This window comes from Arthrobacter sp. MDT1-49-2, assembly GCF_059090185.1.
On sequence record NZ_JBNHFK010000003.1, the window covers coordinates 91,592 to 113,566 of the forward strand.

Consider the following 21,975-nt stretch of genomic DNA (forward strand, 5'->3'; position numbering starts at 1 on the left):
AATAATGACAGCAATTGCCCGCGGGATTGTTTATTTCGCAGGCAGCGGATTACAGGTGATCCGGTAAAACCGGCGCACTGTGAAAGGGGAATCTTAGATATGGCTGCGATGAAACCGCGTACGGGTGACGGACCCATGGAGGTTACAAAGGAGGGGCGCAGCCTCATATTGCGGGTGCCGATTGACGGCGGAGGGCGCCTGGTGGTTGAGCTCAACGTCGAAGAGGCCGGCAAGCTGAAGGAATGCCTTTTGGGAGTGACGGGCTAGCCTTTAAACCATGCAGCTGCCTTCCAAGCCCACGTCCAAGGCCGCCGGTGCGGCCGCTCCGTTCCCCACAGCGTCGCTGCCCGAAGTCACTGTTCTGGCATCGCTCGGTTCTGCTGACGGGACGCAGGCGCCCGGCGGCGGCCTGGATCCGGCTGCGGGGGAGGGAGTGGACGTACTGGCTGTTGCTATGGCTCCGGCGCCGGCTGCGGGTCCGGGACAGGACGACGACGACGATGTCCCGGTTCCGCAGCCGCGTCCCGGCGCCGTGGAAGCCGCCGTCCGGTACGGTGCTGACATTGCCGTACGGGCACGGAACGCCCGGGTCACGGGCAGGGCCGGCGAAATCCTGGTGGTTGAACCGCCGCGGGATTCCACCGGTCTCCCCGGAAGACTCATCTATGTGGGCGTAGGGGACGAGTCGCTGGCCGCCTTGCGGCGTGCCGGCGCAGCTCTCGCCCGGGCAACGATGGGAGCCAGGCGGGTACGGGCTGCCGCCGTGGACGGTCTGGAACCGGCAGCACAGGAGGCTTTCACCGAGGGCTTCCTGCTGGGCGGCTACCGGGTTCCCCGGACCGGGGTTACCCCTGCGCCCGCGCCGATTGCGGCGCATCTTGAACTTACCGGCGCGGACACTGCTGCCGTCTCCCGCGCCATCACCACGGCGAGGGCCGTATGGACGGCCCGGGACCTGACGAACATTCCCGCTGCCACGGCCACCCCCGCGTGGTTGGCGGACCAGGCCCGGATCCTGGGGGAGCGGAGCGGACTGCGCGTGCGCGTACGTACCGAAGACGAACTCAGCGCCGAAGGATTCGGCGGGCTGCTTGCGGTGGGCTCGGGGTCAGAGAATCCGCCGCGGCTGGTGGAAGCCGCCTATCTTCCGGAAGGCGCCGCAAACGGCCCGCATGTTGTCCTCGTGGGCAAAGGCATCACGTTCGATTCCGGGGGCATTTCGCTCAAGCCCCGGGACGCCATGATGACCATGAAGACGGATATGGCAGGCGCTGCCGCCGTGCTGGCCGTGGTTGCGGCCGCAGCGGAGCTAAAGCTTCCCGTGAAGGTAACGGCTGTGCTGGCCCTTGCCGAGAACGCGATTGGCGCCGCGTCCTACCGGCCCGCGGACGTTGTGCGCACCTACAACGGAACTACGGTTGAGGTAGGCAATACCGATGCCGAGGGGCGGATGGTTCTTGCCGATGCCCTGGCGTATGCGGCGGCGGAACTGGCCCCGGACACGCTCATTGACGTGGCAACCCTGACCGGCGCCGCCGCAGTAGGGCTGGGCAACCATCACGCCGCACTGTTCGGCGACGATCCCGACATGCTGGCCCGGCTGGAGGCTGCCGGCGCCGCATCCGGCGACGCCGTCTGGCAGCTGCCGCTGGTTTCTGAATATGCCGCCGTGCTCGAGTCCGACATAGCCGACGTCGCGCACATCGCGCCGGTGAAGGCCAAGTTCGGTGCCGGGGCGATTGTCGCAGCGCTGTTCCTGCAGAAATTCACTGCGGACGTCCCGTGGGCGCACATTGACATTGCCGGTCCTTCACACACCGGCAAGGACACCCGTGAACTGACCAAGGGGGCCACCGGGTTCGGTGTACGGCTGCTGCTGTCCTACCTGGCCGGCCAGGGGAAACCCGGGCTTCAGTAGGACACCGGGAGACTCCAGGCCGTCCCGGGGCGGGGCGGCCGTCCGGAGCGGCGCGGCTGGCTAAGCCGTCTTAACTGCCAGCAGCAGTCCGTCACCGGTGGGAAGCATGGCCGAGGCGAGATTCTCATTCTCGCGGATGGCTTTGCCGACCTTCCGCAGGGTGTTGGTGGTTGCTTCGCGCACCGCCGGATCGGCCACCTTGCCGTGGTCCAGGGCATCGTTGACTACCAGCAGGCCGCCGCGCTTGAGCAGCCGTACGCCCTGGTCAACGTAGAGCGGGAACGAGGCTTTGTCCGCGTCGATGAACACCATGTCGTAGGCGGCGTCGGTCAGCCGGGGAAGCACTTCCGCGGCCCGGCCGGAGATGGTGCGGGTGCGGTTCCCGGGAATCCCGGCCTCCGCGTAGGCTTCGCGGGCGGCACGCAGATGGTCGACGTCGGAGTCGATGGTGGTCAGGACGGCGTTGCGGCCAAGCCCGCGCAGCAGGCAGACCCCGGAGACTCCGGCGCCCGTTCCGACTTCCACGACGGTGGCAGCCTTGCTGGCGGCCGCCAACACGGTCAGTGCGGCGCCCACTCCGCTGGAGACGGCGCTGACGCCAAGCTCGTAGGACCTCTCGCGCGCGCGGAGCAGCACCTCATCCTCGGTAGGCAAAGCCTCCGTGTAGGACCAACTGGTCTGCTTGTCGGCGCGCATGGGGGTTCACTTTCGGTCCGGAGGGGTTCTTGCTTTGACAAGCTTAAGGCCACCGGCGGACTAACCGCGTACGCATTGCCGGAGCGTCTTGTCCAGGTTCTAACTGCGTGCTAACAGCCAACTCTCAGATTCATGCGTAAACATTGTTAATTGGATGTGCGGACGCCATGGGCGGTCAGGGGTGAAGCGCAGGGCTTTCGGCGCATCCAGTCTCTCAACGCAGATTCCGTTTCCCGATCCGCATGGATCTTTTGAAGCCGCCTCGACGGGCCGATCCCGGTATTCCGGGCCTATGGAACGTGCAGGCTGCTCAGGGAGGCGGCCGGCCGGACGGAAGGAGGAAGGCCATGGCGACGACGCCGGAAACCACTGCAGCTGACACCGCTGCTCAATGGGTGCGCCCCACGTGGGAAGAAGTTGTGGAGGCACATTCGGCCAAGGTATACCGGCTGGCCTACCGCCTGACCGGCAACAAGCATGACGCCGAGGACCTGACGCAGGAAGTCTTTGTCCGGGTCTTCCGTTCCCTGGCGAACTTCCAGCCCGGCACGCTGGACGGGTGGCTGCACCGGATCACCACCAACCTGTTCCTGGACCAGGCGCGGCGGCGCAGCCGCATCCGGTTTGACGGAATGACGGAAGAGACCCAGAGCCGGCTTCCGAGCAACGGACCGGGTCCCGAACGCAGTTTTGAGTTCAACAACCTCGATGTCGATATTGCCCGGGCGCTGGAGGAACTGCCGCCCGATTTCCGGGCAGCTGTGGTCCTGTGCGATCTCGAGGGACTGTCCTATGACGAAGTGGCCAGGGTCCTGGACGTGAAGCTGGGGACCGTCCGGTCCCGGATCCACCGCGGCAGGGCGATGCTGAAGGAAAAGCTCGCCCACAGGGACCCGCAGCTTCGCCCTGCGGGCATGCCGCGCCTGAAGCTTCCCCGGGTTGCAGGAGCCAGCTGAGCAGTGCGACACCCCACGCGGCACCTCCGCGACTACATTGATGCCGAAATGCCGCCCCGCCGGGTGCAGGCCATCGAAGCGCACCTTGCCCGGTGCTCGCTGTGCCGGGCCAGGGTGGCCGAAGAACGCCGGCTCCGCAGCCGCCTGCGCTCACTGAGGGTGCCGGCGGCCGCACCGGAGCTCAAGGACAGGATCAACCTCAGCGTGGCCTGCGATGCAGCGGCCTCAGGCGCGGGAATGGTCGGCGCGCCGACAAAGCCCAACCTCGACGGGCGCAGCCATGTGCTTGCCGCCGCCGGGGCAGTGGCCGCGGCGGGCGCCGTGCTGCTGGCCGGAGCCTACATTGCCGGCACCGTGCTGGAGGTTCCTGCCGTTGCGGGAACGCCGGCAGCCATGGCATCCGGCTGGCATACGGTAACCGGAGGCTCCGACACACTGGGGCCGGAGCAGCTCGCCCTGCTGCGGGCGCACGGATGGTCCTGTCCTGAATTTGCGGACCTGGGCCTGACGCTGGAGTCCGCCCGCCCCCTCGAGGTGGCCGGCCGTCCCGCCGTCGAAATGACGTTTACCGGGAACGGGGAGCAGATCCGGCTGGTGGAACAGCATCCGCTGCCCGGTGAAAACCGCCAGCCGGTGATCAACGCGGTCAGCGGCCGGGCGGTTGCTGCGGACGGCTTCACCGTGACCGGGTCGACGGAAGGCCCCGCAGTGTTTGGGGCGGATGGGAATCCCGGGCAGGTGGTAGTGGCCGCGGGGAGCGTCACCTACACGTTTGATTCCACGCTGCCGGTGAAGACCCTGCCCCGTGCCGTGGAGGAAATGTCGGTCATGGAATCCGCCCGCCTCGACCGGCCTGCCGCCGAGCCCGAGCCCGTGGAACGGATAGTCCGCGGCCTGGCCGTGTTCTCGCGCACCGGCTGGGCGCTCTAGATGGCGGCAAGTGGCTCCAGGCTCCCGCAAAAAGGTAGTCTTCAAGAGTGGTAGGAATCAACGGTTACGAGTTCATCATCCTGGCGATCATCGCCGTGGTGATACTGGGTCCTGAGCGCCTGCCCGAATACGCCTCGCAACTGGCCCGGCTGGTTCGGGAAGTACGCAGGATGGCCACCGGAGCGCGTGAGCAGCTGCGGGAGGAAGTGGGCCCCGAGATTGACCAGGTCGACTGGCGCAAGATGGACCCGCGTCAGTACGATCCCCGCCGCATCATCAAGGAAGCGCTGCTTGATGACTTCGACGACGCCGCCAAACCGGTAGCTGCCCGCCCTCCGGCACCGGCGCCTTCCCCGGCGGGCGCCGGGACGGCCCCGAGCCTGGCGAAGTCCCCGGCCGCACCCGCTGCATCCCGCCCGCCCGCGGTGAAGCCGCTTGAGCGTCTGGCCGCGGGCCAGCGCGCACCTTTTGATGTAGAGGCCACGTAGAGCCGCTCCGTCCGGTCCTCCGGCAGGGCAGCCCGCCCGTAGCGGAGCCCGTCTGGCGCGGTGCAGCCCGTCCGCGTTCCTAGACGGGACTGACTCCCAGGTTCCTGCCGGAAAGTCCGCGGGGACGCCGCGCGAGCTCCCGTGCAATCCTGCGCAGTTCCGCTGCTGCCGTCTCTTCCCCGGCGGGGGCTTCTTCTGCACTGCTGCCCAGGCTGAGTGCCACCGGCCGGCCGTCATCGCCGCCCTCGCGCAGGGACACATCCAGGGGAATGCTTCCCAACAGCGGAACCGCGTACCCGAGGGCATCTCCCAGCCGTCCGGAAACCGCTGCGCCTCCGCCGGACCCGAAGACCTCCAGGCGTTCCCCGCCCGGCAGCGCCAGCCAGGACATGTTCTCAATGACCCCGGCGACTTTCTGCCCGGTCTGCCGGGCCACGCTGCCGGCCCGCTCAGCGACATCCGCTGCCGCGCTCTGCGGGGTGGTGACCAGGAGGATTTCCGATCCCGGGAGCAGCTGCCCCACGGAAATGGCAATGTCCCCGGTACCCGGGGGAAGGTCAAGGAACAGCACGTCCAGGTCCCCGAAGTAGACGTCCGTGAGGAACTGTTCCAGCGCACGGTGCAGCATCGGCCCGCGCCAGGCCACCGGCTGGTTTCCCTCCACGAACATGCCGATCGAAATGGTCTTGATCCCGTAGGCCACCGGAGGCAGGATCATCTCATCCACCCGCGTGGGAGGCTGGGTGATGCCCAGCAGCCCCGGCACGGAGAACCCGTGCACATCGGCGTCGACAATCCCTACGCGGAGCCCCTGGGCGGCCATGGCCGCCGCAAGGTTCACCGTCACGCTGGACTTGCCCACGCCGCCCTTCCCGCTGGCCACCGCGTAAACGCGGGTGAGTGAGTCAGGCCGGTTGAACGGGATGGTGCGCACCGGGTCGCCGCCGCGCAGCCGGTCCTTCAGCGCGTTGCGCTGTTCGGGCGTCATTACGTCCAGCTCCACGCCCACACTGCCGACGCCGGGCACCGCGGCGAGGGCACGTTCGACGTCGGCGGTGATGGTGCCGCGCAACGGGCAGCCGGCGATGGTCAGCAGAACCTGCACCGCGACATTCCCGGCGGCGTCCACAGTGACGTCCTTGAGCATGCCGAGCTCGGTAATGGGCCGGCGCAGCTCCGGGTCCTGGACGCCGTCGAGGGCGCGGCGAACCTGTGCTTCCAGCGGAGAAGCGGCTTCGGGCAGTGTCACGGCCTAGCTGTCCCTCCCGCCGGGATTGAGTTTGGGCATGGTGTCCGCCCCCTCGGAATTGCGCCGGCGCCGCCTGGTGCCGCCGTCTTCATCATTGGCCTCGAGCAGTTCTTCCAGCAGCCCGCGGATTTCGGACCGTACGTAGTCCCGGGTGGCAACCTCACGCAGGGCAATGCGCAGCTCGGCGATTTCCCGGGTGAGGTACTCGGTGTCCATCAGGTTGCGCTCGGCGCGTTCACGGTCCTGGCGGACGGAGACGCGGTCCCGGTCATCCTGCCGGTTCTGGGCCAGGAGCAGCAGCGGTGCCGCATAGGACGCCTGCAGCGAGAGCATCAGGGTGAGGACAGTGAAGCCGAGCGCAGCGCTGTCAAAGCGTGCCGATTCCGGCCCCCACGTATTCCAAATGAGCCAGACCGCACAAAAAACGGTCATGTAGACCAGGAACTGCGGGGTACCCATGAACCGGGCAAAGTTCTCCGTGGCGTGGCCGAAGGCGTCCGGGTTGGGGGAGAGCCGCGGCAGCCACCGCGTCCGTGCAGTGCGGGGAGTGTCCAGGCCGGTGGTTGTTGACTTGATCTTCTCAGCCATTTTTCCTTCCCTGCTGCGTTATCGGGCCGGTTTCGTCGGACACGCGCCAGTCGTCCGGCAACAGGTGGTCCAGCACATCGTCCACCGTCACCGCCCCGACCAGCCGTCCGGCGTCACTGATCACCGGCAATGAATTCAAGTTGTAGGTGGCCAGCATCCGCGACACCTCGCTGATGGTGGCGTAGTCGCGGACAGGCTCAAGATCCGTGTCCAGGATGTTGCCCAGGGCCTCCGGGGGAGCGGAGCGGAGCAGCTGCTGGATGTGGACGACGCCGAGATACTTTCCGGTAGGCGTTTCCAGCGGGGGACGGCACACGTAGATGGAGGAGGCCAGGGCAGGGGTGAGCTCTTCCCGGCGCACATGGGCCAGTGCCTCCGCCACCGTGGCCTCGGGCGGCAGGATAACCGGGACCGGAGTCATCAGCGACCCGGCGGTGTCTTCCTCATAGTTCATCAGGCGCCGGACGTCGCGGGCGTCTTCGGGCTCCATCAGCTGCAGCAGTTCTTCCTTCTGCTCCTCCGGCAGCTCGTTGAGCAGGTCGGCGGCGTCATCCGGGTCCATCTCCTCCAGCACATCGGCCGCCCGTTCCACGTCCAGGGACTGCAGGATCTCGACCTGGTCATCATCGGGGAGTTCCTGGAGCACGTCTGCAAGGCGTTCATCCTGAAGTTCGCTGGCGACTTCAATGCGGCGCTTTCCGCTCATTTCATGCAGTGCCTCGGCGAAGTCGGCGGCCTTCAGATCATCATTCTGGGCAACGAAGGACGTCGCCGCCTGCGGCCCGGAAGTATCCCAGTGGACAATGTCCTTCCAGTCCACGATGATCTGCTCGCCGCGCCGGCGCAGGGACCGCAGCCGGGACTCAGACCCGCCGCGGCGCACAAAGAGATTGGACACATGCCAGTCCCCGGCACGGTTCTGCTCAATGGCTATGTCTTCGATGGTGGCGTCACCGCTGCCGTCGCGCAGGCTCACCCGGCGGTCAAAGAGCTCGGCGACCACCAGCATCTCCGCGCCGCGCTGTTCGAAGCGGCGCAGGTTGACCAGCCCAGTACAGATGATCTGCCCCGGGTCCATGGAGGTGATGCGGGTCAGGGGGACAAAAACGCGTTTCTTGCCGGGCACCTCCACCACAATGCCCACGGCCTGCGGCGGCCGGCCCGGGCCGCGGTCGAGCACGACGGCGTCGCGCAGCCGCCCCAGACGGTCACCGAGCGGGTCAAAGACATCCAGGCCGAGCAGGCGCGCGATAAAGACGCGGGTAGGATTTGTGCTCACATTCTTAGGCTACTTTGTGCCTGCAGCTAACGCCGTATTAAGAGGTAGGCCCGCAGCGGACCGTTCACTGCCAGCGATACGTTCGCCTTCCGTGACGCCGATGCGAGAGAATAGGGAAATGTCGAACCTATTTGGTGCCACACCCAAGCCGGACGCAGGCCGCAGCCTGCCCAGGGGCGAAACCGTAGGACGGTACACCGCCTACCTGGACGCCCAGAAAGCCGTCGACTACCTCGCGGACAGCAAGTTCCCGGTGCAGATGGTTTCGATTGTCGGCAACGAACTCAAGTCCGTGGAACGGGTCACCGGACGGCTGACCTATCCCCGCGTGGCACTGTCCAGCGCGGCCACGGGCGCCTGGTTCGGCCTTTTTGTGGGCCTGGCCCTGATGCTCTTCGGCGGCAGCGGCGCAGGGATCTCGCTGATTCCGTCCATGGCGCTCGGCGCTGTCTTCTGGGTGCTCTTCGGCGTACTGGCCTACGCTCTGCAGCGCGGGCGAAGGGACTTCACCTCCACCAGCCAGGTCATCGCCACCAGCTACGACGTGATTGTGTCCCCGGAGGCGGCCAATGAGGCCCGCCGGCTGCTGCACCAGCTGCCGATGGTGGGCCAGGCCGGACATCCGCAGGCACCCGGTGCGCGACCGGATGCCCCCGCCATTCATCCGCCGGTCAACGGTCCGCAGGGGCAGGCACCGGAGCGTCCCTCCGGTTGGGCCAACCCCTACGGCCGGCCCGCAGCTGACACCGCCCCGCAGGATCCGAACGGTTCCGCGCAGGCGCCGGCCGGCGCTTCGGCACCGGAGAGCTCTCCCCGGGCGACGCGGCGGGGCCAGTTCCCCGACCTGCCGGACGGCCGCCCCCAGTACGGTATCCGCCGCACACCCCGGCCGGAGGCTCCGGCCCAGGCTTCCCCTCAGCACGGTTCTTCCGCGCAGGGTGCTCAGGGCCAGGCTCCCACGCTGGACAAGGCCCCGGAGGAACCCGGGAGCCCCACCCAGCAGCCCGCCTCCGATGACTCCGGCGAGGGCCGGCACCGCGCCTAACCGGCACCGCGCCTAACCGGCACCGCGCCTAAGGGAACGGCCACTGCGCAGAAGAAGGCCCGCACTTATGAAAGTGCGGGCCTTCTGCGTACCCACTGCGAGCCGGGCGGTGAAGCTATTCCGCGGCGTAGATGCCGGCCATCCAGTCTTCGACGTCGTCCGGGTTGCGCGGCAGGGCGTCACTGAGGTTTACGGGACCGTCGGCGGTGATCAGGATGTCATCCTCGATCCGCACGCCGATGCCGCGGTATTCCTCGGGTACCGCAAGGTCGGTGTCCTTGAAGTAGAGGCCCGGTTCAATGGTGAACACCATGCCCTCGGTGATGGTGCCGTCCAGGTACAGTTCCGCGCGGGCCTGGGCGCAGTCGTGCACGTCCATGCCGAGGTGGTGGCTGACGCCGTGCGGCATCCAGCGGCGGTGCTGCTGGCCTTCGGGGGAAAGGGCTTCCTCCAGCGGCACGGGCAGGAGGCCCCAGGAATCCAGGCGCTCGGCCAGGACCTTCACGGACGCAGCGTGCACGTCGCGGAACTTGGCACCGGGCTTGGCCGCTTCGAAGCCGGCGTCGGCGGCATCCAGGACGGCCTGGTAGACCTTGCGCTGGACCTCGGTGTAGCTGCCGTTGACCGGCAGGGTGCGGGTGACATCGGCAGTGTAGAGGCTTTCGGCTTCCACGCCTCCGTCGAGCAGGAGCAGCTCCCCGGCCTTGACCGCGCCGTTATTGCGGATCCAGTGCAGCACGGTGGCATTGTTGCCGGAAGCAGCAATGGTGTCGTAGCCCAGGTCGTTGCCTTCTTCGCGTGCCCGGGCGAAGAATGCGCCTTCCACGACGCGTTCACCGCGGGGGTGGGAGATGGCGCGGGGGAGTGACTTGACCACTTCGGTGAAGCCGTTGACGGTGGCGGCCACAGCTGCCTTCATCTGCTCGATTTCCCACTCGTCCTTGATCAGGCGGAGTTCGGAAAGAGCTTCGGTGAGCTCGCCGTCCAGGGCATCCAGGGCGCTGAGGTCCGCGTTTTCCGGATCCAGTGCGGTGTTGTACCGGACGGTGTCCACCAGGGCGTCAACCATTTCGTCCACGCCGCGCAGCAGCCGGACGGAGACGCCGCCGAACTGCGGATCGCCCACGTTGTTCGTGATGGCGGTTTCCGCTTCCTGCAGGTGCCGGGTGGGCAGGCCGAGCAGGGCGCTGACCTCTTCCAGGCCGAGACGGTCCCCGATCCAGAAGGAGCCGTAGCGGGCGTTGGAGTAGAACTCGTCGCTGTCGGTGCCGGCGAGGGGACGGAAGTACAGTACGGCGGTGTGGTTGCCGCCGTCGTCGCCGGTGCCGTTTTCCACCGGCTCCATGACCAGCACGGCGTCGGGCTCGCGGTCCAGTCCCAGGCCGGTCATGTGGGCAAAGCCGGAGTGTGCGCGGAAACGGTAGTCCGTGTCGTTGGAGCGGACCTTCAACGGGCCGGCCGGGATGACCAGCCGTTCCCCGGGGAACCGTTCCGAGAGGGCGCGGCGGCGGCGTGCGGCGAAATCGGCCACAGCGTCACGCTCCGGAAGTTCGCCGGACTGGGGTGCCCAGCCGGAAGACATGAACTTCTTGAACGCTTCGGAGGAGGGCCGCTGGGAGCGGTTGTTGACCCGGTCCTCGAGCGGCTGGCCCTCGGAGGGTTCGGGCAGGGTGTTCTCTGTCAGTGCCTTTTCGGAGAAGGCGTTAGCGTCTGTAGTCACCCATCCATCGTCTCACCGCCCTGCTACGCGGCAAAACACCCGTTCCGGCAGCACCCGTTGCCGTGGCAGGGAGAAGGCAGGCCGGGGCGTTAGATTGGACTCGTGAGAATCGATCTGCATACCCACTCCAGCGTTTCCGACGGCACCGAACGGCCGGCGGACGTCATGGCTTCAGCGTCCGCCGCCGGTGTCGACGTCGTGGCCCTGACCGATCACGACACCACCGCGGGTTGGGCCGAGGCCGCCGCGGCTGCCGTGGATCTGGGCCTGGCCTTCGTGCCGGGCATGGAGGTCTCCTGCCGCAGCGCGGAGGGCATCAGCGTGCACGTGCTCTCCTACCTCCACGATCCGGAGCATCCCGGGCTGCTGGAGGAAATTGCCCGGTCCCGTGCGGCGCGCGTGTCGCGGGCGGAACTGATGGTGTCCCGCCTCGCCGAGGATTTTCCCATCGACTGGGCCGCCGTGCAGGAACAGGTGGCGCCCGGGGCCACCATCGGCCGCCCGCATATCGCTGATGCCCTGGTGGCGGCGGGAGTAGTGCCCAACCGCTCGGCGGCGTTCAGCGGGATCCTCACCGCCCGGTCCCCGTACTTCGTGGCGCACTATGCGCCGGATCCGGCCCGCGCCGTGGAACTGGTGCGCCAGGCCGGGGGAGTGCCGGTCTTCGCGCACCCGGTGGCGTCCTCACGCGGCCGGGTGGTCGGGGAAGCGACCTTCCACGAGATGATCGACGCCGGCCTGCTGGGTGTGGAGGTTGACCACCGGGACAATCCCGAAGACGGCCGGCAGTGGCTGCGCCGGCTTGCGGAGAAGAACTCACTGCTGGTCACGGGCTCCAGCGACTACCACGGCACGGGCAAGCCGAACCGGCTGGCGGAGCACACCACCGATCCCGCCGTGCTGGCCCGCATCGCGGAACTGGGCACCGGCAGCGCCGTCGTCGGCTCCCTTCCGCACGGCGGCTGAACGGGGGGCGCGCTCCCTCTACGGAGAGGCGAGAGGGTCCGTTCAGGCGCCTGCAGCGGGCAGGGGCCGGCCGGTTTCGGCGGAAACCACTGACGCGGCGGCGCCCAGCCGCCGGGACATCACCTCGATGGCCTGCGGGTTCGCGTCCACGCAGACGAATTTGCGGCCCAGCTTGGCCGCAACCGCCCCCAGCGTCCCCGATCCGGCAAAGAAGTCCAGCACCCAGTCGCCTTCGCGGCTGCTGGCGGCCACGGCACGGCGCAGCAGGCCTTCGGGCTTCTGGGTCGGGTAGCCGGTTTTTTCCCTGCCCGTCGGGGAGACGATGGTATGCCACCAGACATCGGTGGGCAGCTTGCCCAGCGCCACCTTTTCCGGGGTCACCAGTCCCGGAGCCATGTATGGTTCGCGGTCCACTTCTGCGTTGTCGAAGTGGTAGGCGTCCGGGTTCTTCACATAGACCAGGATGTTGTCGTGCTTGGCCGGCCAGCGGTTTTTCGCCCGTCCGCCGTAGTCGTAGGCCCAGATAATTTCGTTCAGGAAGCAGTCCCGGCCAAACAGGGCGTCCAGCATCACCTTCGCGTAGTGCACTTCACGGTAGTCCAGGTGGACGTACAGGGTGCCGTCGTCGGCAAGCAGGCGCCAGGCCTCCGCCAGCCGGGGCTCGAGGAACGCCCAGTAGTCCTCGAACGCGTCGTCGTAACTGGAGAGCAGCCCCTTGACTGTGCTGTAGCTGCGGCCCTTGAAACCGATCCGGTCGCCGCTGCCGTCCACGCTGCGGACCATGGTGGTCTGCTGGCGGCGCTGGGCGCGCCCCGTGTTGAAGGGCGGGTCGACGTAAATCATGGTGAAGGAGCCGTCCGGCAGGGTCGGGAGGAACTCCGCGTTATCCGCGTGTACCACCAGCGACCCGCCGTCCGGCGTCCACAGAGGGGTGCTCATAGCAGTGCTGCGGCTATTCGGCGGTGGGGCTGGTCTTGGCTACGACCTCACCGTTGCGGCGGCGCGTGCGGCTGCGACGGGGCCGGTCCGTTGCCGCCGTGTCGGCCGCGGGTGCTGCCGCCCGTGCCTCTGCCGGCTGCGATTCGGCCGGACGGTCGGCACCGCGGGACTCCGAACGGGACTCTCCGCGCCCGGAACCGCTGCGCCGGGACTCGCCGCGCCGTGATCCTTCGCGGGAACCGCTGCGGGATCCTTCGCGGGCGCCGGAACGGGACGCTCCGCCACGCTCTGAACGGCCGCGGCCGCCGTCCCGGGAGGAGCCGCTGCGCCCGCCGGACTTGCCGGTTTCGCCCAGGTCCTCGATCTTCTCGGCGTCAATGCCCGCGTGCGTGCGCTTGTTCCGCGGCAGCCGGCCCTTGGTGCCTTCGGGGATATCCAGATCGGTGAAAAGGTGCGGGGAGGAGGAATAGGTTTCCACGGGCTCGGCCTGGTCCATGCCCAGGGCCTTGTTGATCAGGCCCCAGCGGGGAACATCGTCCCAGTCCACGAAGGTCACCGCGGTGCCCTTGTGTCCGGCACGGCCGGTGCGGCCCACGCGGTGCAGGTAGGTCTTCTCGTCTTCGGGGCACTGGTAGTTGATCACGTGGGTGACGTCGTCGACGTCGATGCCGCGGGCGGCGACGTCGGTGGCTACCAGAACGTCCACCTTTTCGTTGCGGAAGGCACGCATGGCCTGCTCGCGGGCGCCCTGGCCCAGGTCACCGTGCATGGCGGCGACGGCGAAGCCGCGGTCCACGAGTTCCTCGGAGAGCTTCGCTGCGGTGCGCTTGGTCTTGGTGAAGATGATGGTCCGGCCGCGGCCGCGGGCCTGCAGGATACGGGCCACCACCTCGGCCTTGTCCAGGTTGTGCGCCCGGTAGACCACCTGGCGGATGTCTTTTTTGGTCAGGCCTTCGTCGTCCGGATCGGCGGCGCGGATGTGGGTGGGCTTGGTCATGTAGCGGCGGGCCATGGAGACGACGGCACCGGGCATCGTGGCCGAGAACAGCAGGGTCTGGCGGACCGCCGGGGTGGCAGCCATGAGCGTTTCCACGTCCGGCAGGAAGCCGAGGTCCAGCATCTCGTCGGCCTCGTCGAGGACCACAATCCGCACGTTCTTCAGGGAGAGGTGCTTTTTGTTGTACAGGTCGATCAGGCGTCCGGGGGTGCCGACGACAATTTCAACGCCGGCAGCGAGGGCGTCGATCTGCGGCTCGTAGGCGCGGCCGCCGTAAATCGTGACAATGCGGGCGCCGCGGCGGCGCGCGGCGGCGGTGAGGTCGCCGGCCACCTGGACGGCCAGTTCACGGGTCGGCACCACGATCAGGGCCTGCGGGGCGCCGGGGACGGCGAGGTCCGCGTAGCCTTCGTCCTCGGGCGCGACAACGCGCTGCAGCGCCGGGATGCCGAAGCCGAGGGTTTTACCCGTGCCGGTCTTGGCCTGGCCGATGATGTCATGCCCTCCCAGCGCAACCGGGAGGGTCATGGACTGAATGGGGAAGGGGTGGGTGATTCCGGCGTCGGCGAGGGACTCCACGATGTCGGGACGGACGCCGAAATCAGCGAAGGTCAGTTCGGGGATCTCCGCAGCCTGGGCCTTGGTGGCCAGGCTGTCGGCAACCGTCAGTTCTTCGTTGCTGTCATCTGCGGTGAGGTGACGATCGTCGTCAACCTGGGAAAGTTCAGTGTTCAATTAAATACCGTTCAGTTTAGGCAGCGCGCGGGTGCCAGGCTCGACGAGTGGCTGAGACAGCCCATCCCGGAGCGGATGGCACGCGCGCGGTGCGCGTCCAGCGGAAGCCGATCGCGGGCTAACAACTGCGGGCCGCCTGTGCTCCATTGGCCACGGCGGCGGCCGAAAATTCAAGATCGCGTAGGGTTTGCGGGTCTGGTCAAAACAATAACTTCACATGAGCACTTCACATGACTATTCATACGACAGACGACCGGGCATCCAGTTACTACCTCACCAGTCTACCCGGCACCCCCTGATCGCCCCGCATCCGTGTCCTGTCGAGGCGCCCGGGCGCGCCGCCGCCGTGCTTCGGGACACCGCCGCCGGGTACGCTGGCCGTTATGACTAACGGGCATCATTCGGATCTGCCGGCCTCTTCCGCAACTGAAGCGCAGGACGCCGGCGAAACGTATCAGCGGTTCCTGACGGATCTGTTCGGGGCTATTGCCTACGGGGAACTCTCGGCGTTTGAACGGATGTCCTCCGACGCGCGGTTTTCCCCCACGCTGCATGACCGGGCCACGCTCGGACGCCTGGCCGTGCATGAATATGCGCACTTCGAAGTCATCTGCACGCGGCTGACCGCTATGGGCGTGGACCCGGAAGAGGCCATGCGGCCCTTCCAGGCGTCTGTGGACGCCTTCCATGACCGGACCCGGCCCGCGGACTGGTACGAGTCCCTGATGAAGTTCTACGTCACGGATGCCATCTCCGATGACTTCTACCAGGCCGTTGCCTCCTGGCTGGACGCCGAAACCAACAGCCTGATCCAGGGGCTGAAGGCGACGGAGCAGACGGGCGAGATCCTGCTGGACCGCCTCAGGGTGGCCCTGGCCGACGACCCCCGGCTCGCTTCCCGGTTGGCCCTGTGGGGCCGGCGCCTGGTCGGCGAGGCCCTGACCCAGGCCCAGCGCGTGGTGGTGGAACGTGCCTTCCCCGGCGGACTGCTCGAAGGGCAGGGCCGTGAGGCCGTCGACGCCGAAATCAAGGCGCTGACCGCACAGCTGACACGTAATCATTCGAAACGTATGAGTCTTCTCGGGTTAACTGCCTGAGGGCCGCTACGCTTCCCCCATATGGAGCCAACGGCCAGGGCCGGCGGCCACGGGGGAACCAACGCGGAGGAACGAATGGGGTCAGTCCTTCATGCGCGGCGGCTGGCGGGGATTGCCGTGCTGACATGCCTGCTGCTGTGCAGCCCGTTCCCCGGAGCGGGCGGATCGGACCGCCCCGGATACGCCAAGCCGGTCGCGGCAGCCAAGACCATAACCGCGGGAGGACATAAGGCGGGCCGGGCGCCCGCCGGTGTTCCCCGGCAAGCCTGGCTGGATCTGCAGTTGCTGGCGGAAACCCGGCGGAAGGCCGGGCTGCCGGCGGACCTGCAGGCGGGCACCGTGGCGTGTAACGCCGCGGGGTGCAGCCGCCAGATCGGGGCACAGATGGAACTGTGGAATACCGGAACCGGAGCGCACCGGGTCCGCAGCGCCGTCCACGGTGTCTGGAACACCCCGGAGGGCGCGTCGCTGGGGTTTCCAATACGTTCGGAGTATCCGCACGGACACGGATTCCGCACCGATTTCCAGAACGGCTCACTGATGTATGACCCCGGGACCGGACGGGTGATGAGCGTGGTGCCCGGCGTCGGCGAGTCCGCCCTGGTCATCGGCGACTCCCAGACCTCGATGACCACCTGGGTGGGTCAGGGACTGGTACAGGCCGGCTACCGGCCGATCCTGCGCGGCGCCGGCGGCACCGGCTTTGCGCACGGCAATGGAACCGTTTCCTCCTACGCCGAGGCCCTTGAATCGCACCAGTGGCTGCTGCCGTGGGGGGACCCCGCACTGGTCATCCTGCAGGGCGGCGGTAATGACACCGCCCATTCGGCGGCGGAAATCCAAGGCGGGGCCCGCCGGCTGATCAGCGATGTACGCCAGAGCTATCCCTCGGCACGGATCCTTATGGTGGGAGTCATCGGAGACGGTACCGGTGCGCGGAGGGACGTGGACCGGCTGCTCGCGGCTACCGCCGCCGAGGCCGGGCTTCAGTTCCTGAGCCCGGGGGACTGGTGGGCCCGGTACGGCATCAACGGCGCGCTGCGACCGGACGGACGGCACCTGAGCCCCGACGGTCACGCCAGGTTAGCCGGGGTTTTCGCCCGTGAACTGGAACGTATTGCTCCGGTGGACAGCGGGATTTCCTCCGGCCGTCCCGCGCGCGCCGTGCAGTAGGCTCTCCGGATCGCCGGGACGGAAACCAAAAAAACACGGGACGGCACCGAAGCGCCGTCCCGTGTTTTTGGCTGCGGAGTTTTACCGCACTGCAAAGCGGGGTGTTCGGACTCAGAGCCGAAGGATGCGGTCCTGTTCAGCTGCGTCGGTTGCTGCCCGTCTGCGGCCGATGGGTACAACGGCGATGAGCGGGGCCAGGACGGCTACCGCTGCCGGCACCGCCCATCCGATCCAGGCGGATTCAAACGATGCCGCTCCGGCCATCTGGAAGCCCACCCACGTGAGGATGGCCGCGCAGACGGACACCCCGGGAAGCAGCAGCACACCGTATCTGTCGCGGTGCCGGTCCGCAGCCCAGACCGCAAGACCTGCGGCCACGGCGGTCAGCGTAACAAGGATCAGGCTGAGCATAATCCGGCTGCGGTGCGGCTAGAGGGCGCCGAAACCGACGCGACGGACCTCTTCGGCACCGATCTCGACATAGCCGATGGAAGCGCCGGGCACCACGATCAGGCGGCCCTTGACATCCTTCAGGCGCAGCAGCGCGCCGCTGGCCAGGGACTGCTCCACGGCGTCGGCAACTTCATCGGCGCTCTGGCCGGATTCGAAGACAATCTCGCGGGCTACGTTCTGAATGCCGATTTTTACTTCCACCGTGGTGCCTCCTGTAAACGATTAAGAACTTCTCGAAATCTACTCTAGATCTCTTTGGGGAACCGGCTGATTCCGCGCCAAGCTAAACGGTAGACCAGCTCGGACGCGGCATCGATGTCCAGACCGCCGTCGGTTTCCAGCCAATAGCGCGCGCTGACCTGCGCCATGCCGGCCAGTGCCCGGCCCAGCAGCGTGGCTTCCAGCGGGGAAAGCTTGGTGTCTTCGGCGATCACGCCGGCAATACTGTTCGCGAACCGGGCATTGAATTCCTCGATGCGGGCACTGACCTCGGCATCGGAGGTCAGATCGGATTCAAAGACCATCCGGTGCCCCTGGCTGTCCTGGGCAACAAAACGGAAATAGGCCCGCATGGTTTCCCGCACGCGCAGTTTGTTATCCGTGGTGGACTTCAGGGCCGTATCCAGGAACTCGGTCAGGGTGTTGAGGTGGTTATCCAGCAGTGCCATATACAGTTCCCGCTTGCCCGGGAAATGCTGGTACAGCACGGGCTTGCTGACGTGGGCGGCATCCGCAATCTCATCCATTGCCGCACCATGGAAACCGTGCGTTACGAACACCTCCTGGGCGGCGCTCAGCAGTTGCCGGCGGCGCTCCTCCCTCGGGAGTCGAACCGGTTTGCCGGCTGCCTGGTTACTCACTGGTGGACCTTTCAACAGTTCCGGCGCGGTCCGTTGCACGGACAATGACCATTATTTTACCTGCGGGTGTTTGTAGCGACAGCTCCAAGAGCCGGACCAGTGGCTTAGATTGGACTTCATGACCTTAGCAAGTTCGCCGGTCCCCGCCACGGAACTACCCGCATTGGTGGCCCCCGGCGCCGAACTCACCCGCGAAGAGACGGAACGCTACTCCCGGCACCTGATCATCCCCGGGTTCGGTGCCGAGGCCCAGCGCAGGCTGAAGAACGCCCGGGTGCTGGTGGTGGGGGCGGGCGGACTGGGATCCCCGACGCTGCTGTACCTGGCGGCCGCCGGCGTGGGAACGCTCGGCATTGTGGACGACGACGTCGTCGACCTGTCCAACCTGCAGCGCCAGGTGATCCACGGTGTGGCCGACGTCGGCAGCCCCAAGGTGGAATCGGCAGCCCGCAGCGTGGCCGGCCTGAATCCGCTGGTGAACCTCATCCTGCACCGGGAGCGGCTGGATAATTCAAACGTGCTCGACGTTTTCTCCGGTTATGACCTGATTGTGGACGGCACGGACAACTTCGCCACCCGCTATATGGTCAACGACGCGGCCGAGATCCTGGGCAAACCGTATGTGTGGGGGTCCATTCTCCGCTTTGACGGCCAGGTCAGCGTGTTCTGGGGCCTGCACGGGCCGACCTACCGGGACCTGTTTCCGCTGGCACCCGAGCCCGGATCGGTGCCTTCCTGCGCCGAAGGCGGGGTGCTGGGGGTGCTCTGTGCGCAAATCGGGTCGGTGATGGTCAACGAAGCGATCAAGCTGATTACCGGAACCGGCAGGACCCTGCTGGGCCGGGTGCTGGTCTTCAACGCAATGGACATGAGCTGGCGCGAGGTGAAGGTGCGCCGCGACCCGGCGGCGGAACCGGTCACGGAGCTCACTGACTACCAGGCGTTCTGCGGGATAGCGCCTCCCACGGCCGCGGACGGCCCCGAAGTTGATGTGGCGGTCCTGCAGGAACTGCTCTCCGAACGCGCCGCGGGGCTGCGCGACTTCGAGCTCCTGGACGTGCGGGAGCCCGGCGAACACGACATTGTCAACATCGAAGGCGCCCGGCTGGCACCCCGCGGAACGGTTTTGGCCGGGGGATTCCGGCCCGAACCGGGGCGGCCGGTCTATGTGCACTGCAAATCCGGGGGCCGGTCCGCGGAAGTGGCTGCCTACCTGCGGGGAGAGGGATACCCGGAGGTCTACAACGTCACGGGCGGGATCCTGGAGTGGGTGCGCCGGGTGGAACCGGAGAAACCGCTGTACTAGGCGGAGTGGAACAAGCCGGAGCTAGGCGGACCTGGGTTCGTCCCGGCCCGTGTCATCTGCTTCCGCCGCTGTTTCGGCAGCGGGGGAGGGGACAGCAGCGGGCGTGGCGGTATCCGCGCGGTCCACGGTGATGCCGTACAGCGCTTCGAGTCCGCGGATGTAGTCCTCCTGCTGGCCGCTGGCAGCGAGCTCCCGCGCACGGACCGTGGGCACATGCAGCAGCTGCTTGACCATGCGGCGCATGGCAAATTCCACTTCCTCGGCCGCGCCGGAGCAGCCGTGCTGGGAGCGGACCTTTTCCAGTTCGGATTCCAGGACGTTCAAGGTGTGCCGGCGCAGCGCGATGATGGCGGAATCCATTTCGCGGCTCAGCTGCTGCTTGGAGAAGTTCTTTGCTGCCTCCGCCACAATGCTGCTGGCCTGCTTCAGGGACTCGGCCTGCTCGGCGGGGGCTGCCAGCCGCACGGACTCCAGGGTGATGAGCTCGACGCCGTCGATCTCACGGACAGCTGGATCGAAGTCGTGGGTGAGGGCAAGGTCAATGATGATCAGCGGGTTGCCGGCTGCCTCGCGGACGCGGCGGACATCGTCGGCGCTGACCTGGCTGTCGCTGCCGCTGCAGCCGATGACGACGTCGGCCTTGGTCAGCGCTTCCGGAAGGGACTTCCGCGTCAGCGGCCGGCCGCCCCGGGAAGCGGCGAAGGACTCGGCCCGGTTGGAGGAGGAGTAGACACTGATGTCGGTGCAGCCGCGGTCCTTGAGCAGGGCCATGGTGGCGCCCGCGTAGGCGCCGGTGCCAAAGACCACGACCGACTTCTTCGACCAGTCAGTGTCTTCGGAGAGGTCGGTGGCCAGGCCCAGGGCAACCGAGACAATGGAAAGCCCCCGTTTACCGAGGGCTGTCATGGCACCGACATCCTTGGCGGTGCGGGAAGCGGTTTGGAACAATCTGCTCAACCCGCCGCTGACCGTGCCGGACTCCTGCGCTTCGATCAGCGCGCGGCGCACCTGGCCGGCAATCTCGCGTTCGCCCACCACGGCCGAGTCCAGGCCCGCGCCCACGGCAAACAGGTGCTGGGCCACGGATTCGCCGGTATTGGTGGCAAAGGAACGGGACACCTGGTCCTCGCTCATGCCGGAGAGCCGGCTGATCTCTGCGACGACGGCGGAACGTGCGGCCTCGATGTCGTCGTCGGACTTCGTTTCGCAGTACACCTCCAGCCGGTTGCAAGTGGCAAGGACCACGGAGCCGGTGACGGCGGTTCCGGATTCGACCAGCGAAGACGGGACCTCGGACGCGCCGGCACTCAGGCGGGCGACAGTCTCCAGGTCTACGTCGGTGTGCGTAGCAATAAGGGAAAGTAGAACCACAGTAGGTCAATACTAGCCACCCCCGGCAGGTTCCCTTCAACCGGGCCGGCCGGAATCACACCTGCCGGGGTGTGAGAAGGGACACCCCGAGGGTGCGGAAGGCCCCGGGTTATCGATTGCCGCGGATTTTGGAGAGAATCAAAGTATGACTCTTAGCGCCACTCATCCGCTGCTGGATGGCCGCACGGCCGATTCCCCCCTGATCACCGCCTACCGGGGCGGCACGCCGACGCGCCGCCCGGTGTGGTTTATGCGCCAGGCAGGCCGTTCCCTGCCCGAGTATCTGAAGGCGCGCGAGGGAATCGGGATGCTCGACTCCTGCCTGCGTCCGGAGCTCGCTGCGGAGATTACCCTGCAGCCGGTGCGCCGCCACGATGTTGATGCGGGCATCTTCTTCTCCGACATCGTCATCCCGCTTAAGCTCGCCGGTGTGGACGTGGATATCGTTCCCGGCGTCGGCCCCGTCCTGGGTTCGCCGGTGCGGACCGCGGCGGACGTCGCCGCCCTGCCGCGGCTGACTGAGGAAGCCCTGGAGCCGATCCGTGAGGCGGTCCGGCTGACGGTTGCCGAGCTGGGGTCCAAGCCGCTGATCGGCTTCGCCGGTGCCCCGTTCACGCTTGCGGCGTACATGGTGGAGGGCAAGCCGTCCCGCGACCACCTCGGCCCGCGCACCATGATGCACGCGGACCCGGAGGCCTGGCAGGCCCTGACCGCCTGGGCGGCGGACGCGTCCGGAATGTTCCTGCGCGCCCAGCTGGAAGCAGGCGCCAGTGCCGGACAGCTGTTTGATTCGTGGGCCGGTTCCCTTGGCCTGGCGGACTACGTTCGGCACGTAGCCCCGGCCTCCTCCCGCGCCCTGGACCATGTCCGCGGACTGGGAGCGCCTCTGGTGCACTTCGGCACCGGCACGTCCGAACTCCTGGTGGCCATGCGCGACGTCGGCGTGGACGTGGTGGGCGTTGACTACCGGCTTCCGCTGGATGAAGCGAACCGCCGGCTGGGCGGCCGTACCCCGCTGCAGGGCAATATCGACCCCGCCCTGCTCAGTGCGCCATGGCCCATCCTGGAAGCCCACGTCCGTGAAGTCCTCGCTGCCGGTGCCTCCGCTCCCGGCCACGTGGTCAACCTTGGCCACGGCGTTCCCCCGGAAACCGATGCCACCGTGCTGACGCGCGTGGTCGAACTGATTCATTCGGTGGAGCCGTAACC

Annotated in this window: 22 protein-coding genes; 11 read left to right on the forward strand and 11 right to left on the reverse strand. The window is 67.2% G+C overall.

Annotated elements, in window-relative coordinates; genetic code table 11:
• Positions 1-99 precede the first annotated feature (99 nt).
• A complete protein-coding gene (locus tag AC5RTS_RS05355) occupies positions 100-267 on the forward strand; it encodes a DUF3117 domain-containing protein (protein ID WP_493991044.1) in 168 nt (55 codons plus the stop codon).
• 10 nt (positions 268-277) lie between these two features.
• The gene (locus AC5RTS_RS05360; RefSeq protein WP_493991045.1) at positions 278-1,918 is read left to right on the forward strand and encodes a leucyl aminopeptidase family protein; all 1,641 of its coding nucleotides are present in this window, start codon (positions 278-280) and stop codon (positions 1,916-1,918) included.
• A gap of 60 nt (positions 1,919-1,978) precedes the next feature.
• On the opposite strand, the gene AC5RTS_RS05365 is transcribed toward AC5RTS_RS05360, so the two are convergent.
• The gene (locus AC5RTS_RS05365) at positions 1,979-2,614 is read right to left on the reverse strand and encodes an O-methyltransferase (RefSeq protein ID WP_493991046.1); all 636 of its coding nucleotides are present in this window, start codon (positions 2,612-2,614) and stop codon (positions 1,979-1,981) included.
• 347 nt (positions 2,615-2,961) lie between these two features.
• On the opposite strand from AC5RTS_RS05365, the gene sigE reads away from it, so the two are divergent.
• From sigE to AC5RTS_RS05380, 3 genes are read left to right on the forward strand one after another with little or no spacing between them, the layout of a single operon-like run.
• The gene (gene sigE, locus AC5RTS_RS05370; protein ID WP_493991047.1) at positions 2,962-3,570 is read left to right on the forward strand and encodes an RNA polymerase sigma factor SigE; all 609 of its coding nucleotides are present in this window, start codon (positions 2,962-2,964) and stop codon (positions 3,568-3,570) included.
• Between the two features lie 3 nt (positions 3,571-3,573).
• On the forward strand, positions 3,574-4,500 hold the full coding sequence (locus AC5RTS_RS05375) for an anti-sigma factor family protein (protein WP_493991048.1): 927 nt from the start codon (positions 3,574-3,576) through the stop codon (positions 4,498-4,500).
• A 47-nt stretch (positions 4,501-4,547) separates the two neighbouring features.
• Complete coding sequence (locus AC5RTS_RS05380) at positions 4,548-4,988, forward strand: twin-arginine translocase TatA/TatE family subunit (RefSeq protein WP_493991049.1); 441 nt, start codon at positions 4,548-4,550, stop codon at positions 4,986-4,988.
• 79 nt (positions 4,989-5,067) lie between these two features.
• Here the strand turns inward: AC5RTS_RS05380 and AC5RTS_RS05385 are convergent, their stop codons facing one another.
• Genes AC5RTS_RS05385 through AC5RTS_RS05395 form a run of 3 tightly spaced genes read right to left on the reverse strand, consistent with a single transcriptional unit; the run spans position 5,068 to position 8,104 of the window.
• Positions 5,068-6,231, reverse strand: coding sequence for an Mrp/NBP35 family ATP-binding protein (locus AC5RTS_RS05385; protein ID WP_493991305.1), 1,164 nt, complete (start codon positions 6,229-6,231; stop codon positions 5,068-5,070).
• A 9-nt stretch (positions 6,232-6,240) separates the two neighbouring features.
• Complete coding sequence (locus AC5RTS_RS05390) at positions 6,241-6,825, reverse strand: DUF1003 domain-containing protein (RefSeq protein WP_493991050.1); 585 nt, start codon at positions 6,823-6,825, stop codon at positions 6,241-6,243.
• A complete protein-coding gene (locus AC5RTS_RS05395; protein ID WP_493991051.1) occupies positions 6,818-8,104 on the reverse strand; it encodes a magnesium transporter MgtE N-terminal domain-containing protein in 1,287 nt (428 codons plus the stop codon). Before AC5RTS_RS05395 ends, AC5RTS_RS05390 begins: the two co-directional genes overlap by 8 nt.
• A 118-nt stretch (positions 8,105-8,222) precedes the next feature.
• Here AC5RTS_RS05395 and AC5RTS_RS05400 point away from each other — a divergent pair, with 118 nt between their 5' ends.
• A complete protein-coding gene (locus tag AC5RTS_RS05400; RefSeq protein WP_493991052.1) occupies positions 8,223-9,149 on the forward strand; it encodes a YflT domain-containing protein in 927 nt (308 codons plus the stop codon).
• Positions 9,150-9,264: 115 nt separating this feature from the next.
• Here AC5RTS_RS05400 and AC5RTS_RS05405 read toward each other — a convergent pair whose 3' ends face one another.
• Positions 9,265-10,833, reverse strand: a complete 1,569-nt coding sequence (locus AC5RTS_RS05405) for an aminopeptidase P family protein (RefSeq protein ID WP_493991306.1) — start codon at positions 10,831-10,833, stop codon at positions 9,265-9,267.
• Between the two features lie 138 nt (positions 10,834-10,971).
• Between AC5RTS_RS05405 and AC5RTS_RS05410 the strand changes: the two genes are divergently transcribed.
• Positions 10,972-11,835, forward strand: coding sequence for a PHP domain-containing protein (locus AC5RTS_RS05410; protein WP_493991053.1), 864 nt, complete (start codon positions 10,972-10,974; stop codon positions 11,833-11,835).
• A gap of 42 nt (positions 11,836-11,877) precedes the next feature.
• On the opposite strand, the gene AC5RTS_RS05415 is transcribed toward AC5RTS_RS05410, so the two are convergent.
• Entirely contained in the window at positions 11,878-12,774 is an 897-nt protein-coding gene (locus AC5RTS_RS05415; RefSeq protein ID WP_493991054.1) for a DNA-methyltransferase, read from the reverse strand.
• A 13-nt stretch (positions 12,775-12,787) separates the two neighbouring features.
• Positions 12,788-14,506, reverse strand: coding sequence for a DEAD/DEAH box helicase (locus tag AC5RTS_RS05420; RefSeq protein ID WP_493991055.1), 1,719 nt, complete (start codon positions 14,504-14,506; stop codon positions 12,788-12,790).
• A gap of 383 nt (positions 14,507-14,889) precedes the next feature.
• Between AC5RTS_RS05420 and AC5RTS_RS05425 the strand changes: the two genes are divergently transcribed.
• Together AC5RTS_RS05425 and AC5RTS_RS05430 are read left to right on the forward strand one after the other, a co-directional pair.
• Positions 14,890-15,603 carry a ferritin-like fold-containing protein gene (locus AC5RTS_RS05425; protein WP_493991056.1) on the forward strand — a complete coding sequence of 238 codons (714 nt, stop codon included), beginning with the start codon at positions 14,890-14,892 and terminating at the stop codon, positions 15,601-15,603.
• 75 nt (positions 15,604-15,678) lie between these two features.
• Positions 15,679-16,776: an SGNH/GDSL hydrolase family protein gene (locus AC5RTS_RS05430; protein WP_493991057.1), complete on the forward strand. Its 1,098-nt coding sequence runs from the start codon at positions 15,679-15,681 to the stop codon at positions 16,774-16,776.
• 111 nt (positions 16,777-16,887) lie between these two features.
• On the opposite strand, the gene AC5RTS_RS05435 is transcribed toward AC5RTS_RS05430, so the two are convergent.
• The 3 genes from AC5RTS_RS05435 to AC5RTS_RS05445 are packed head-to-tail and all read right to left on the reverse strand — an operon-like array spanning position 16,888 to position 18,089.
• Positions 16,888-17,154 (reverse strand): hypothetical protein, encoded by a 267-nt coding sequence (locus AC5RTS_RS05435; protein ID WP_493991058.1) that lies wholly within the window; start codon positions 17,152-17,154, stop codon positions 16,888-16,890.
• Between the two features lie 51 nt (positions 17,155-17,205).
• Positions 17,206-17,430 (reverse strand): DUF3107 domain-containing protein, encoded by a 225-nt coding sequence (locus AC5RTS_RS05440; RefSeq protein WP_227903616.1) that lies wholly within the window; start codon positions 17,428-17,430, stop codon positions 17,206-17,208.
• A 44-nt stretch (positions 17,431-17,474) separates the two neighbouring features.
• Positions 17,475-18,089 carry a TetR/AcrR family transcriptional regulator gene (locus AC5RTS_RS05445; RefSeq protein WP_493991059.1) on the reverse strand — a complete coding sequence of 205 codons (615 nt, stop codon included), beginning with the start codon at positions 18,087-18,089 and terminating at the stop codon, positions 17,475-17,477.
• A 118-nt stretch (positions 18,090-18,207) separates the two neighbouring features.
• Between AC5RTS_RS05445 and moeB the strand changes: the two genes are divergently transcribed.
• The gene (gene moeB, locus AC5RTS_RS05450; RefSeq protein ID WP_493991060.1) at positions 18,208-19,395 is read left to right on the forward strand and encodes a molybdopterin-synthase adenylyltransferase MoeB; all 1,188 of its coding nucleotides are present in this window, start codon (positions 18,208-18,210) and stop codon (positions 19,393-19,395) included.
• 21 nt (positions 19,396-19,416) lie between these two features.
• Here the strand turns inward: moeB and AC5RTS_RS05455 are convergent, their stop codons facing one another.
• Complete coding sequence (locus tag AC5RTS_RS05455) at positions 19,417-20,766, reverse strand: glutamyl-tRNA reductase (RefSeq protein WP_493991061.1); 1,350 nt, start codon at positions 20,764-20,766, stop codon at positions 19,417-19,419.
• 145 nt (positions 20,767-20,911) lie between these two features.
• Here AC5RTS_RS05455 and hemE point away from each other — a divergent pair, with 145 nt between their 5' ends.
• Positions 20,912-21,973, forward strand: coding sequence for a uroporphyrinogen decarboxylase (hemE, locus tag AC5RTS_RS05460; protein WP_493991062.1), 1,062 nt, complete (start codon positions 20,912-20,914; stop codon positions 21,971-21,973).
• Positions 21,974-21,975: the final 2 nt, after the last annotated feature.

Bases quoted from the DNA above. Each gene is read 5' to 3' on its own strand.
- AC5RTS_RS05355 (WP_493991044.1), top strand. From the start codon at position 100: ATGGCTGCGATGAAACCGCGTACGGGTGACGGACCCATGGAGGTTACA.
- AC5RTS_RS05360 (WP_493991045.1), top strand. From the start codon at position 278: ATGCAGCTGCCTTCCAAGCCCACGTCCAAGGCCGCCGGTGCGGCCGCT.
- AC5RTS_RS05365 (WP_493991046.1), bottom strand. From the start codon at position 2,614: ATGCGCGCCGACAAGCAGACCAGTTGGTCCTACACGGAGGCTTTGCCT.
- sigE (WP_493991047.1), top strand. From the start codon at position 2,962: ATGGCGACGACGCCGGAAACCACTGCAGCTGACACCGCTGCTCAATGG.
- AC5RTS_RS05390 (WP_493991050.1), bottom strand. From the start codon at position 6,825: ATGGCTGAGAAGATCAAGTCAACAACCACCGGCCTGGACACTCCCCGC.
- AC5RTS_RS05400 (WP_493991052.1), top strand. From the start codon at position 8,223: ATGTCGAACCTATTTGGTGCCACACCCAAGCCGGACGCAGGCCGCAGC.
- AC5RTS_RS05415 (WP_493991054.1), bottom strand. From the start codon at position 12,774: ATGAGCACCCCTCTGTGGACGCCGGACGGCGGGTCGCTGGTGGTACAC.
- AC5RTS_RS05425 (WP_493991056.1), top strand. From the start codon at position 14,890: ATGACTAACGGGCATCATTCGGATCTGCCGGCCTCTTCCGCAACTGAA.
- AC5RTS_RS05430 (WP_493991057.1), top strand. From the start codon at position 15,679: ATGGGGTCAGTCCTTCATGCGCGGCGGCTGGCGGGGATTGCCGTGCTG.
- moeB (WP_493991060.1), top strand. From the start codon at position 18,208: ATGACCTTAGCAAGTTCGCCGGTCCCCGCCACGGAACTACCCGCATTG.
- hemE (WP_493991062.1), top strand. From the start codon at position 20,912: ATGACTCTTAGCGCCACTCATCCGCTGCTGGATGGCCGCACGGCCGAT.